Here is a 14,210-nt window from a genome sequence, read left to right as displayed (position 1 = left end):
TATTTATTTCTGCCTGTAGTGTGAAACAGCTTGTGTATACGAACCAACCACACTCAAACGACAAAAATTCGCATCGATGCTAAGTGGGTAACACGGACTTAAGGTGCAATTTTGGTAGTAATAAAATAACTAGGAGGCTTTTGACTATGTTCAAAAAGTCAACATTATACAACAGCCTGTGTCTTGGCTTTGTCAGCCTGATGACGGTGAATCACGCACAGGCTGCTGCGTCAGCACCTGTGGTTAGTAAGTCTGTTAATAACGTCACTATCCCAGCGCTGCGCGATATTGCGCTCAATTTGAGTAAAGATACCAAGGCACGTCTTGTGCGCGGTAAGATGGATTCGGCGTCCGGTGAAACCACCCGAAAGACCAGCGAGATCATCCAAAACTTCGAACTTCCTTTCGTTGGCGGCATGAGTAACAGTACCTCAGGTCTGAACAAGTCCAGTAAATCTATGGGCGTTTTGGCCTTGGATGGTACCGATCCTGTTCAGCGTGATTTCCTCGGCGACAACATGCCATCGCCGCTGATGAGCTTCGATGGTATCGACAATATCAACCGTGTTGCCCCGCCGGATACTACTGGCGACGTCGGCCCAAATCACTATGTGCAGATGGTCAACGTCTCTTTCGCCATCTGGGACAAGCAAGGCAATCAGTTGATCCCGCCAACGCCGACCAACGCGATCTGGAAGAGCTTGGGAGGCATCTGTGCCCAGAATAACGACGGCGACCCTATTGTGCTCTACGATCCCCTCGCCGATCGCTGGATGATGAGCCAGTTCGCCATCAACCAAGCTGATTACCACGAGTGTATCGCCGTCTCCAAAACGCCGGACCCAACCGGTGAGTGGCACCTATATGACTTTAAGATCAGCGACATCAAGATGAACGATTATCCACACTTTGGTGTGTGGCCAGATGGTTACTATATGTCGGTGAACCAATTCTACCTCGACGGTCGTGAAGATCAGTGGGGGGGCGCCGGCGCCGTGGTGTTCGAACGTGAGAAGATGCTGCGCGGCGAACCTGCCCGCATGGTTTATTTCGACGATCCCGCGCCAGAGCTGGGTGGTATGCTACCGGCCGACCTCGATGGATTGACAGCACCTCCTGAGGGGGCTCCTAACTATTTCGTGCAACCTATCGATGACAGCCAAGGGGCGGCGACCGATGAGTTGCATATCTGGGCCTTCAAGACTGATTGGCAAAATCCAGAACAGTCTACCTTTGAGCAGATCGCTATGTTGCCGGTGACCGGTATGGAGTTTAGTGGTTGTAGGGGCGGCTGTATTCCTCAGCCGGATGTGAGTAGCGAAGACTATCTAGACAGAATTCCATATCGTCTCATGTTCCGTCTCGCCTATCGTAACTTTGGTGATCATGAGGCCATGGTTTTAAACCATACCGTGTTTACCGGCGATGCAGATACTAATCGCTGGAGCCCTCGCTGGTATGAGATCCGTAATCCAAGCACAACGCCGACGGTCCACCAGCAGAGCAGCTACGCGCCGGACGGCGATACCCGCTGGATGGGCAGTGTCGCCATGGACGCCATGGGCAACATCGCCTTAGGTTACACGGTTTCTGGCCCTAACACCTATCCGTCGGTCCGTTATACCGGTCGTCTGGCATCGGATCCCCTTAACACCATGCCACAAGGTGAAAACGAGCTAGTGGCTGGTGGTAGTTCACAGCGCGGCGCCAATGGTCGCTGGGGTGACTACAGCACCATGAGTGTGGACCCGGTAGACGACTGTACCTTCTGGTATACCCAGGAATACTATGGAGATCTTAACGCCGGTAATATCGACTGGATGACACGCATCGGCTCCTTCAAGTTCCCGAACTGTACTACGGGTCCTCAAGGTAGCCTAATGGGCACAGTCACGGGCGCCGAAGGTAAGCCTCTAGCCAACGCCATGGTGAAAGTGGGGGCGGTGACCGCCTTTACCGACGAGAACGGCCACTATGAAGTGACCATGCCTGTGGGCAGCTATGATGTCAGCGTGCGCGCCTATGGTTATCAAGAAGCCAACCACGTCGATTTAGTGATCGCCGAAGATAGCGAGCAGAGCCTGAGTGATACGCTGTCACCGCTACCTTTGGTTACTCTAACCGGCAAGGTGATCGACAACAGTGGTCACGGCTGGCCGCTGGCCGCCAAACTGGCTTTAGCCGGGGAACTTGCGCCTACGCTGGAGTTGATGAACGACCCTGCCACCGGTGAGTTCAACATAGATCTTTATCAAGGCTGGAGCTATAAGCTGAGCGCTTCGACTTCGCTCAATGGCTATAACGAGAAGTCAGTAGAGTTTGTGGCTAGCGATACTCAAATAGCCAATGGCGTCACCATCGCGCTGGATGTTAACAGTAGCGTCTGTAGCGCCCCTGGTTACAAGGCTTACGGTATCCTCGAAGGCTTCGATGGTCAGACCTTCCCACCTGCTGGTTGGGCCGTGGTTAATGACGCCACTGGCGATGATATCGAGTGGCGTACTAATACCGCTTGGGATCGTCCTAACTTTACCGGTGGTAGCGGTAAATCGGCTGCGGTGGATAACGACCGTTATGGTTGGGGTAAGTATGACACTAGTTTAGTATCGCCTAGCGTTGCGGTCAGTGCGCTAGCCAATAGCACGGCGTTACAGTTCAAGCTGGACTTCGTTGGCGGCATCTTTGGCGGCTCAATGGTGGATCTGGATATCAGTGTCGACGGAAGTGCCTGGAAGACACTGTTGAGCTTCCCTGATACCACCAGAGAACGTTTGGTGGACTATGATCTGGCCGCTGAGGTGCTAGGTGCGAGCGAGTTCCGTCTGCGTTGGCATTATCACCACATCTATGGTGACAACAAGCAGTGGGATAACTGGGCTCAGGTAGATGATATCTCTATCGCCCGTGGTTGTAGCTCGCTAGAGGGCGGTCTGGTAGCCGGAACCATTACTGACTTTAACACTCAGCTACCTGTGGCCAACGTCGAGATTGTCGATGGTTTGGGTAACAAGGCTGTAAGCGACAACTCAGGCCAGTATGTGCTCTTTTCGCAGCAGGGTGAGCAGCAGATAAGCCTGCATCAGGCGGGCTATGCCGATGTGAGTGACAGCGTGAGCGTCACGGCCGATGAGGTCACGGCACAAGACTTCAGCGTCAAGGCGGGTCGACTTGGCTCGGATGTCGAGTCCATAGAGCTGGTTGTGACCAGTGGTCGAAATCTGAGTGAAAACTTCGAGATCCAAAACTCAGGCAGCAGCGATCTGACTTTCAAGTTGGGTGAGATTAATGCGCCGTTGGCAGCACCTGTTGAAGGACCTAAGCTGGCTATCGGTGGTCGTAAGTTTGGACCTAAGAACCTGTGGGATCTGACGACTCGCGATATCCGAGTGCCTTTCATTCTGCCGCAAGCGGACCTTGAAGAGAGCCAGGTAGTGCAGAGCTGGGCGATCGATCTGGTGGCTTCAAACGGGGTGGCATTCGACCAAGCAACAGGTGATCTGTGGATCAATAACCTGGGTGTGTTCGGTGGTGATGACAAGGTTTATCGCTTTAAGCAAGATGGCACCAAGACCGAAGACAAGATCGACCTGCATCCGCTGATGACGACCCGTGGTGCCCATGCGGGGATGACCTATAACAGCCGCACCGGTAAGCTATGGCAAATCATGGTAGGCGGTGAGCGTTGTATCTACGAACTGGATCCGGTTGAGAAGCAGGCCACCGGCAAGCGCCTCTGTCCTGATGTGACCACCTCACAGCGCGGCCTGGCCTATGACGCGGTGAATGATCAGTTCTTCTCGGGTTCTTTCATCGACGGGCTTATCCATCGCTTTAGCAGCGACGGTACTCTGCTGGAGTCGACCGATGTGGGTCTGCCTATCTCTGGTTTAGCCTTCAATCCAACGTCAAAACACCTGTTTGTGGCAACCAACAGCTTTAAGCCTATGGATATCGATATCTACATTCTGGATGTGGCTAACGATTACCAAGTGATCGGCGGTTATGCTATCGACGGTCGTGCCGACGGTGGCGGTTCGGGTCTAACCATTGATTGTCAGGGTCATTTGTGGGCCTTGGATATCGAGGCCCAACAGCTGTTCGAGGTTGAGTCAGGAGAGACAGGCGTGTGTGACTACCAGGATGTGAACTGGTTGTCGCTTAAGCCTAATGTCGGTGGCTTGGATGTCGAGGCAAGCCAGATGGTAACCCTGGATGTAGACGCAGCCAACATGGCGCCGGGAGAGTATGAGGTGCAGGTGCTGCTTAACAGCGACAGCCCTTACAAGATGCAGTCTATCCCTGTGAAACTGACGGTTAACGAGCGTGTACCGGGTGAACTTGGCTTTGCGGTGACGCAATATCGAGCCAACGAAGCCGACGGCACTGTGACCCTGACGGTTGCTCGCAAAGGCGGTAGTGATAATGCGCTGACTCTGGAGTATCGCACCATAGATGCAACAGCCAAGGCGGGTGAAGACTTCGAAGCCGCCTGGGGCGTCATCAAGTGGGAGGACATGGACATGGCCGACAAGACCATCAGCATCAAGCTGCTGAGCGATGATGCCGAGGAGTCAATGGAGACCTTTAGCGTCGCCCTGTCTCAGCCTACTGGCGGTGCCACGCTGAGTGCGGCAACCATAGCCACGGTTGAGCTGGAAGACAAGAAGTCCAGCGGTGGTAGCTTTGGCCCAGTCCTACTGCTACTGGGGATCGGCTCACTGTTTAGCCGTCGCCAACAGCGCTGTTCATAAGTGTGTTTAAGCCAGCGCGAAGCCTCGCGCTGGCTTTTTTCCTTTAGTTTTCACTTTGGAGAATTCGCTATGTCACGTTTCCTCTCTCTATTTACCCTCACTCTGACCTTGCTGGCGAGCGGTGCGCAAGCTGAAACCCAAACCGAAATCGTAGGTTGGCGTGATCTGGCCCATGCCCGTAAGGTGGCAAATGACCCCTTTCATCAACTCAATCAGGAGCAGTCGCAACTGATGCAGGACTTCATGGCGATCTCGGCGCATTTTGCCGCCAATCAGCGTGAGCAGTATCTGCCCAGCCATGCAGCTCTGTCACCGCTGAAGGAGGCAGATTTTAGCCGGGGAAGCTATCCCTATGCCGAACGACTAAACGCCTATCTCGAGCAGGCGAGCGAGGTCAACGCCAAGCTGAATGCGGCCATCGAAGCCGAGCAAGACCCAGCCAAGCTGGCCCAGTTAATTCAGGCCACCGATAAGTCTCTGGACGCCATGGCGGCGCTGTCACCCCGTTTGGACGAGTTTAAACAGGGAAGCGATCAATATCTGGATAAAAAAGATCGCCCCAAGAAAGCCAAGTATGCGGCGGCCTTTAGTGTTGGGCGTACCTTGGTTGATGCCATTCCTGCCTATCAGGCCAAGCAGCAGGCGTTGCTGGCCAAGGCCAAACAGCTAAAGGCGCAGTTAGCGCACAATCTTTGAGCCCAACTGATCTTTGTCAGTTGGCCGCGCGCAATAACGGGTAGTTTGTATCACTGGTATACACACAAGCATCGAATCACGGCAAATCACGTCAACTTTTAACGGTGACTTTAGATAAGAGTGTGTCTTAGGGCACCGAATTTAACTACGTGAGCCAAGGTAAACCTACAATAAGGAGACTTTTGATGAGTATCAAAAAGTCAACATGGCAAAGCTGCAGCTCTGTAGGGCTAGCGGGATTATTGGCGACGGTCAGCGCCTTTTCTTGCGCAGCTAGCTCTCCGGTCGTCGGGGAGTCATTGAACCAAGCGTCGTCGACACCTTTGGTGAAACTCGCCAATAAGATGCTGGTGAGTAATAAACTAAAATTCCAACCAAGCGCCCAGACCAAGCAGGTCAAACCTAGTATATCGGCCGAAAGTCTGTCGCAGCGAGAGGCCCAGTATCAACAGCAGATGGCTTCGGCCGTTGCACTGGAACAGTACAGTGATACCGTGGTGCAAACTGAACCAGGCACAGGTGCCATGCCGGCCCCTGAGCTGAACTTCGATGGTCTGACCCGCAGCGGTTTCGATGAGGCTGCTATGCCTGATGTGGCGGGCGATGTCGGCCGTGACCACTATATGCAAGTGGTCAACATGGCCTTTGCCATCTGGGACAAAGAGGGCAATTTGCTAGTCGACCGTACACCGACTACCGAAATCTGGAAGCGTCTGGACGGAGTCTGTGGCGACCCTAACGCTAACCCGTCACCGACAAACTCTTGGGATAGTCCCACCACTGAGCGTGAGCCGATTGTGCTTTACGATCAGCTTGCCGACCGCTGGGTAGTGACCCAAAACGCCTATGTCTCGGGTAAAGAGAGCCGTCAGTGTTTCGCGGTTTCAAAGACCAGCGACCCTACCGGAGACTGGCATCTGTATGAATTTGAACTCAACGGTGATAAATGGCACAAGGGGGCCCAACTCGCCGTGTGGAATGACGGATACTACCTGTCGGCCAAGCAGAAAAACAAAAGTGACAACAGTGATGCCGGCACCGCCGCCGTGGTGTTTGAGCGTGACAAGATGCTCTACGGCGTACCTGCACGTTCTATCTATTTCGATGCTGCTGATAGCAGCAACCTGTTACCGACCGATCTTGATGGCAAACGCGCCCCCACCGCCGGCACCCCTAACTACTTCTTGAGCCTGCAGGACGATAAGCTTCATGGCAGTACCCAAGATGAGTTGCAGGTTTGGGCCTTCAAGACCGACTGGAGCAATCCGCAAAACAGCCAGTTTACTCAGGTAGCTGCGCTGGCAACCGCGCCATTTGACATCAACCAAGCCTGTGGCAAGACCTGTGTTGAACAGGATTCATGGGGCGGTGATAGTTACAATGCCCTGCAAGCTTATCAAGAGCAGTTAATGTATCGCGCCGCCTTCAGACAATTTGGTGATCACCAGAGTCTGGTGGTGAACCATACCGTTGATGTGGGCGAGCAGCACTTTGGTGTGCGTTGGTATGAGCTGCGAAATCTGGGTGCTGATGCCGAGATCTATCAGCAGGGCAGTTACGCTCCCGATACCAACCACCGCTGGTTGGGCAGCATGGCGATGGATGCCTCGGGCAACATAGGCCTGGGCTATGCTATCTCGGGTGAAGAGATGCTGCCGTCGGTACGCTACACAGGGCGTCTCAATGGCGATCCTCTCGGGCAGATCTCATTGGCGGAACAGATACTTGTGGACGCCGAGGCGGCCCAGATTAACTCCTTCGATGGTGATTATGGTAAGCGCAGCATGATGACCATAGATCCCACCGATGACTGTAGTTTCTGGTATACCCAGGAATATGGTGCCGATCATGATTTCGAATTCATGTGGGCGACCCGAGTCGGTAAGTTCAGCTTTCCAAGCTGTGTGGCTGATCCGACTGGTGAGGTACATGGGGTAGTGACAGATAGTGTGACAGGTTTACCGCTGGCTAACGCCGAGGTGGTTGCCGGCCCATACAGCACAGTGGCCGACAACGAAGGTAAATATATATTGCAGCTCCCCGTCGGCGATTATCAAGTTTCAGCCCGAGCCTACGGTCATGTCAAGGCAAGTCAGGGCAACCTCTCGGTGACCAAAGACGCCAGTCTTGAGCGCAACGTCGTGTTGACAGAGATGCCTCAGGTGACGATTTCCGGCACCATCAAAGATGGCTCTGGTCATGGTTGGGGCGTGCCAGGCATCATTAACCAAAATGGTGAGTTACTTCCAACAACGCCTATTCATACAGATAGCATAGAGGGTAAGTTCAGCGTAGTCGGTTATGAAGGCTGGCCAGTTACCTTTACCGCGCGCTCACCAGGTTACCTGTCACAGACAATGAGTGTGGTACCGGGTAGCGAAGGCTTGAGCGGTCTCGAGTTCAAACTGCCTGTGGATAAGGAGATATGTAGCGCTCAGGGTTACCGTAAGGTTGATACCGATACGGCGTCTTTGGTGAGCTTCGAGTCGCCCGACTTCCCTCCTCAGGGGTGGACCGTGGTTGATGCCGCCGGTACGGGGGTGATCTGGAAGACCAATGAGCAGTGGCGACGTCCTAATTACACTGCAGGCACCGGCTTGTCTGCAGCGATAGATAGTGATAGAGCTGGCCGAAGTGCATATGACTCCTCATTGATAACCCCTATTATGTCGGTAGCCGATCTTGGTGACCTCACTACTGTACGTTTTAAAGAAGGGTTCCGCGGTTCTGGAAACTCGGCTTTGGATTTGGATATCAGTGTCGATGGCGGTGAGTGGCAGACTATGCACTCTGCAAATGCCAGTGAAGGCTCGGTGATCAGTGTTGATATCGCCGATTCCATAGTGGGGGGCACTCACTTCCGGCTTCGGTGGCGTTACCACAATGACAGTACTAACCCTTGGGACTGGTGGGCACAGATAGATGATGTCGAGTTCGGCCTGGGCTGTGCGTTAGAGCAAGGTGGTCTGGCTGTCGGTAACATCACAGATGCCAACACCCAAGAGCCTGTCGCTCAAGCTAAGGTCTGGTTGGGCGATACTCAGGTATCGAGCAACACTGAAGGGCAATATCGTCTGTTCGAAAGCGCTGGCAGCCAGATTGTCTCCGCGACCCAGAGTGGTTATGGCGTGACCAACAGCCAGATCCGTATTACAGACAACATGATTGCGGTACAACACCTGAGCCTTAAGGCGGGGATGCTAGAGCTGGATCAGCAAGGGCTTACCGCTGCTGTGCGCAGTGGCCAGCAGAGCCAGCTAAGCCTTAAGGTGAAGAATGTGGGTAGTCGGGGCGTTACCTATCGTCTGGGCGAATTGGCAGCCTCTGTGGAGGGCGAGCTGGAAAATCCGATGGCGGAATCCGAGTTAGGTTTTGGCGAGTCGATCGAGAAATTGAGTCTCGGCCTGGCAGTCCCATACAGTGCTACCATGGATCGCAGCAGCGGCTCTTTATGGGTGAACAACGTCAAGCTGTTTGGTGGTGACAACAAGTTGTATCGCTATGACGCCGATGGCCTGCAAACTGGTGAAGTGATCGACATGGATGCCATGATACCTGCTGGTTCGCTGTTAACTGACGGTGCCTATAATAGCCGTACCGGCATGTTATGGCAGGCGGCGCTGTTTGCCGACGACTGTATACATGAGATCGACCCTAACAAACTGATGGTGACAGGTAAGCGGGTTTGTCCTGGTGTAGGCGCTATTTCGGGTCTGGCCTATGATCCTGTGTCCGGTGACTTCATCGGAGGTTCGGCCAGCAAGATGACCGTCAGCTACTTCGATGAGTCTGGAGAGGTGCACAAGACAGAGGAAGTAGGCTTGTCGGTATCGGGCATGGCTTATAACTCGGCTAGCGGTCACCTGTTTATCAGCACTAATGGTGCGGCCGAACCAGGTTCTGAGAAGGTCGATCAGGTGTTGGATATCTATGTTCTGGATAGCCGTGATGACTTCCGTATAGTAGGCGCGCTCAATGTCGATGGTATGAGCAACTATGGCCAGACTGGGCTGGATATCGACTGTGACGGTAATTTGCGCCTGGTGGATATCGAAGGCAGCAAGATGTTTACTGTTTCGTCCGGCGAGACTGGCATATGTGATCACCAAGATGTGAAGTGGCTGAACGTCTCTCATACCAGCGGTCAGCTGAATGTGGCGGACGAGCAGGAGGTGACCTTCGATGTCGATGCCAGCGAGTTGGCGCCGGGTCTGCATCAGGTACAGCTGCTGCTGCAAAACGATACGCCTTACGGTACTCAGGCCGTTCCATTATCACTCACGGTTGAGGCCAAGGTATTTGGCTCAGTAGGCTTCAAGGCCACAGGCTACGAAGTCAGTGAGGCCGATGGCAGTGTGACCCTAGTGGTTGAACGTCTGGGAGGTGTCGATGGTGAGGTGAGTGTTAACTATCATGGCGTAAATGGCAGTGCTGCTGCCGGTGAAGACTTCAACTTGACTGAAGGCACTCTGACCTGGGGCGATCAAGATATGTCGCCCAAGGAGATAGTGGTCGCTATCATCGCAGACGATAAGGAAGAGGTGACCGAGTCATTTACCCTGGTTCTTTCTAGCGATGATGGGCAGCTGGTGGCTACCGACAAGAATATTGCCAACGTCAATATTGCCGATAGCAGCAGTTCATCCAAAGGTGGTGCAGGCCTGCAGCTGTTGCTGGGAGCTTTACTTGCTTTGGGATGGCGCAGAAGAGTAAATCGTTAAGTCATAAAAGGTGCCTTCGGGCACCTTTTTTACCTGTATAGAGGTCACTGACAATGAAAAATCACAATCTAGTCATTATCTTAATGACACTCCCCTTGCTAGGAGGCGTGATGGCCTGCGAACCCAATAGCGATACTGACAAGCCCAAGAATAAGCCTAAGGTGCAGCAAAGTAGCGCCCAGGGTGAGTCGGATGCGCTGAGTACGTTGCCACCTGCAAAGGCCGATAACAGCCAAGGCGATCGCATAGTGCCCAATCATGCTTTACCTATCGAGCAACAGCTTGGCCAGCAGTCAATAAAGCCGACCCATGAGGCCGCCAAAGAACAGGTGAAACCCAGCGAGCCTGAACCGGGTAGCGAGAAGCAGTAAGATAAGCCTTCTTAGCTGTTAACGCCAGGTGCCTGACACTCCTAGGCTCAGTCGATACTGAGTTATTTTCTCTTCCACTATGAGGTAAAGGGTGCCGGTAGAGGTGCTGGAGAAGTGTGCCCCAATATGACACTATGGGAAGTGATCACAGATGACGAAAAGCAAATTCAATTTGGGCGCATTTACAGGTAGAACTGCTAAGCGGTTAATCTTATACATTATTTTATTCAGTGTGCTGATCACTATCCTGTCGTCGGCCTTACAGCTTTATGTGGAATACCAAGATGAGGTAGGCCAGATCGAGCAGCAGATTGAGCAGATACAAAATTCCCATCTCGATGGCATAGCCCACTATGTAGAGCTAAACAATCCAGTGCAGTTACAGCTATTGATCGATGGCCTGGTTAAGTTACCGGACATCGAGCGTATCAGCATCATAGTGCAGGACCGCGTGTTGCAGCGCGCCGGTGGCGTGGTGTCAGATAGGGTGATAGATACTAAATTTCTCCTCTATCCCTTGGACCCCTCCAAGGCTCGGGAACCCTCAGGTACACTGCATCTGGTGGCAGGGCTTGATCCCCTCTATGAGCGACTAAAGCAGAAGATCTGGTTTATCCTGGTTGCCACCGCGGTGAAGACCTTTCTTATCGCCGCCTTTATTCTGCTGCTGTTCCAGTACCTGGTGACCCGCCATCTGAATAAGATCAGCCAGTACGCCCACAACTTAACCCTTAACGGCCATGCGCCGGCCCTGACCCTGGACAGAATGCCAGCGCGCCGAGGCGAGGTGGATGAGTTAGATACTGTGGTAACGGCGCTCAACGAGATGCAGACCAGGCTGGCGCAGGAGCTAAGGCTTAGGGAAGAGGCGGAGTTTGACAGTCGCACCAGTCGCGAGCAGCTGGCACACATGGATAGGGTGACCAGCATGGAGGAGATCGCCAGTAGTATTGCCCATGAGATCAATCAGCCGTTAACGGCCATTGCCACCTATGCCCAGGCGGCGCTTCGCAGTCATAAAGATGATGAGCGTATACCTAGCGATCTGCAAAAGGCGCTGGAGAAGATCACAGAACAGGCACTGAGAGCCGGTGAGGTGATCCGCACCATACGTCAATTCATCAGTAAGCAGTCCAGTAGTCGCAGCGAGATTGGGGTCAAGGCGCTGTTGACCAGTACCAGCCATCTGCTTGAGACATTGGGGTCGCAATATAAGGTGAGCCTGGTGCAAGGGGTTGCTGACGAGCGGCTCACTGTTATTGGTGACCTGGTGCAGCTGCAGCAGGTGCTGTTTAATTTGCTACGCAACGCCATGGAGGCGAGTCCGGCTGAGAGTGCTATTGAGATTTGGGTCGAGGAGAGTGCTCATGAGAGTGATGATAGGGTGAGCATACGCATTCGTGATCGCGGTTGTGGCATAGGTTCCGAGGCGGCCAAAGAGATTTTTACCCCCTTCTTTACGACCAAAAAAGAGGGGATGGGCATGGGATTGGCTATTTGTAAGACCATTGTCGATGCCCACAACGGTGAATTGCGCTTTAGTGCCAATGAGTTTGGCGGCTGCGACTTTACTATGCTTCTGCCCCAGGGAGATAAGCTTGATGCGAAACCAGAGGCTAAGTCAGGGGCTAAGCTAGAAAGTGACCAAGGGGCGGTATCATGATGCATACGCCTCTTATTAAACTCGCTGGTGCCTTGTTGTTGATCCTTATCGGCTTTGTTGTTGCCACTTTATGGGAGCATGAGCCACTGCATTTGGGGATCGGTGAGGACGATCCCTTGTTCAAAGTTGTCGAAGTGAACATCTATGGGCACTCCTCTTTATTGTCTTTCGAAGAGCAGAATCAGGAGATTATAGATACATTCAAATCCATTTGGATCGGCACTTTGGTGGGTGGGCAGCGAGTGCCCGGGATTAAGGGGCAGGGGATAGACTTTTCCGCCAGCGAGCAAGCCTATATTGAGTTCGATATCTGCTGCAAAAGCGATGAGATGAAACTGGCTCGGGGCAGGGAAATTACCTTCGATTTTGGCGGGATCAGCATGGCGATGTGGATAAAGCCATTAGCAATCAATGACCAGGATATCTATCCTCTCCTTGGGGGGTGGTACGGCGATGTGCAAAGCAATAAGCTGCGTATCAATCAGGGGCATCTGGAGCTGTTGATCTATGATGCATCAGGTTTTTTTCCCGAGGTAGCGGTTCGTTCCCGTAGCAAGCTGAGTAACGATCGCTGGTACCATATTGCTCTTGTACACGACGGTCAACAGGCCAACGCCTATATCGATGGCGAGCTCGATGCCAGCCAGACTTTGGATCGTAAGGTGAGCTCGGTGATGAATGATCTCTTTATCGGTGGGATCCCGTCGGGCTATGCAAATGTTGGTCAGGCGCGTTTCTCCGGGATCATCGATGAGGTAGTGATGTCTGAGCGGATCTTTTCGGCCAAGGATGTCAGGGCTATCTATGGTCTGGTGCCAAAGGACAATAACCATTAGCGCAAACTGTCAATTTGTACGAGTTCCAGACGGCTAGCGCGATTAGCAGCAATCTGCGCCTGCTGCTTGTTGTAGCTGAGGCAGATCGTTAATGACAATATGCTTGCGATTAACTGACAGCAGCCCTTGCTTCTGCAGGCGGGTGAATTCGCGGCAAACCGTTTCCGAGGCGACACCTAAAAGATTGGCGATATCGACACGGCTCATGGGCAGGGTAAGCTGAGTTGTCGTGAGACGGTTAGCCATGTTGAGGATTAAGGAGGCAATTGCCGCCTTGACCTGCTTGAGTTGGATAAGACGCAGACTTTGATCGGCTTGCATCTCCTGACTCAGCAACTTGAGCATTAGTTGCTGCACAATCGGTTCCATGGTGGATAGCTGTAGCAGTTTGGCGAAAGGGATCTCATACAGACTAGCGGGTTCCAGGGCCACAACAGAGTAAAAATGTTTCTGATTGCCAAGGCCTCCAGCGCCTATGACGTCACCTTCCAGATAAAAGCCTGTGACTATCTCTTCTCCCTCAGGGGTCAAACGATAACTCTTGAGTGCCCCTTTCTTTACTACAAACAGAGACTCGAAGCTGTCTTGTTGGCGTAGTAGATATTGCTCAGCATTGAGGTGGCGAAAGCGTTTGGTAACACAGGTAAGTTGTTGCAATAGACTGCTTGAATATCCAGTTTGCCCCAGTTCGCTTGCCTGGTCTAAGGTGCTCGAAATCTCGGGCTCAATCAATAATGCGGCACCGAACATCTGTTTTTCAACTGGGGTGAATGTCCCTTGTTGTGTTCTCGCTGTCGATATGGACTTTAACATATTGCACCTCAGAAACTATCTGTTTTATATGTAATTTTATCTGCTAGCTCTTTGTCATCCTCTGATGATGAATTGATTGTAACGTTATTGTAACTTTTAAAAGTATCCGCAAATGTCCCTAGATAGGGATCGGAAAATACCTATATTTGCTGTTTTTTTGGCTAAAAACAGCCCAAGAATGGCTAGTTTTTGGTTGTTTATTTATATGTTTTATTTGAATAAATATTTTTGAGGCTGTCTTGAAAGCGAGTTGGCGAAAAAATGTGAAAAAATTTAACTTTCATTCACCTAATTCGACCTGGGAGGCTAGTTTTTTGAGAAGCATTGCCTCGCCCCCAGAATGGGCGCGAGGCGAGAGG

General features: G+C 52.4%; 7 protein-coding genes. 6 read left to right on the top strand and 1 reads right to left on the bottom strand.

Features of this window, described 5'->3' with window-relative positions:
- Positions 1-146: 146 nt before the first annotated feature.
- The 6 genes from GNT65_RS03150 to GNT65_RS03125 all read left to right on the top strand — a co-directional run bounded on the left by GNT65_RS03150 (position 147) and on the right by GNT65_RS03125 (position 13,038).
- Entirely contained in the window at positions 147-4,751 is a 4,605-nt protein-coding gene (locus GNT65_RS03150; protein ID WP_160793677.1) for a Calx-beta domain-containing protein, read from the top strand.
- Between the two features lie 69 nt (positions 4,752-4,820).
- Entirely contained in the window at positions 4,821-5,447 is a 627-nt protein-coding gene (locus tag GNT65_RS03145; RefSeq protein WP_160793676.1) for a hypothetical protein, read from the top strand.
- A 185-nt stretch (positions 5,448-5,632) separates the two neighbouring features.
- Positions 5,633-10,168: a Calx-beta domain-containing protein gene (locus GNT65_RS03140; RefSeq protein ID WP_160793675.1), complete on the top strand. Its 4,536-nt coding sequence runs from the start codon at positions 5,633-5,635 to the stop codon at positions 10,166-10,168.
- Between the two features lie 110 nt (positions 10,169-10,278).
- On the top strand, positions 10,279-10,539 hold the full coding sequence (locus tag GNT65_RS03135) for a hypothetical protein (protein WP_160793674.1): 261 nt from the start codon (positions 10,279-10,281) through the stop codon (positions 10,537-10,539).
- A 232-nt stretch (positions 10,540-10,771) separates the two neighbouring features.
- Positions 10,772-12,202 carry an ATP-binding protein gene (locus tag GNT65_RS03130; RefSeq protein ID WP_160793673.1) on the top strand — a complete coding sequence of 477 codons (1,431 nt, stop codon included), beginning with the start codon at positions 10,772-10,774 and terminating at the stop codon, positions 12,200-12,202.
- Positions 12,199-13,038: a LamG domain-containing protein gene (locus GNT65_RS03125; protein WP_160793672.1), complete on the top strand. Its 840-nt coding sequence runs from the start codon at positions 12,199-12,201 to the stop codon at positions 13,036-13,038. The genes GNT65_RS03130 and GNT65_RS03125 overlap by 4 nt, the downstream gene beginning before the upstream one ends.
- A gap of 42 nt (positions 13,039-13,080) precedes the next feature.
- On the opposite strand, the gene GNT65_RS03120 is transcribed toward GNT65_RS03125, so the two are convergent.
- Positions 13,081-13,851 carry a Crp/Fnr family transcriptional regulator gene (locus GNT65_RS03120; RefSeq protein WP_160793671.1) on the bottom strand — a complete coding sequence of 257 codons (771 nt, stop codon included), beginning with the start codon at positions 13,849-13,851 and terminating at the stop codon, positions 13,081-13,083.
- Between the last annotated feature and the right edge of the window lie 359 nt (positions 13,852-14,210).

Origin of the sequence: Shewanella insulae (genome assembly GCF_009831655.1) — a bacterium.
GTDB lineage: Bacteria > Pseudomonadota > Gammaproteobacteria > Enterobacterales > Shewanellaceae > Shewanella > Shewanella insulae.
Note: the sequence above shows the minus strand (reverse complement) of the source record. Positions and strands in the feature narration are given on the sequence as shown.

Excerpts from the sequence above, each read along its gene's own strand:
- GNT65_RS03150 (WP_160793677.1), top strand. The coding sequence starts at position 147 with ATGTTCAAAAAGTCAACATTATACAACAGCCTGTGTCTTGGCTTTGTC.
- GNT65_RS03145 (WP_160793676.1), top strand. The coding sequence starts at position 4,821 with ATGTCACGTTTCCTCTCTCTATTTACCCTCACTCTGACCTTGCTGGCG.
- GNT65_RS03125 (WP_160793672.1), top strand. The coding sequence starts at position 12,199 with ATGATGCATACGCCTCTTATTAAACTCGCTGGTGCCTTGTTGTTGATC.
- GNT65_RS03120 (WP_160793671.1), bottom strand. The coding sequence starts at position 13,851 with ATGTTAAAGTCCATATCGACAGCGAGAACACAACAAGGGACATTCACC.
- GNT65_RS03135 (WP_160793674.1), top strand. The coding sequence starts at position 10,279 with ATGGCCTGCGAACCCAATAGCGATACTGACAAGCCCAAGAATAAGCCT.
- GNT65_RS03140 (WP_160793675.1), top strand. The coding sequence starts at position 5,633 with ATGAGTATCAAAAAGTCAACATGGCAAAGCTGCAGCTCTGTAGGGCTA.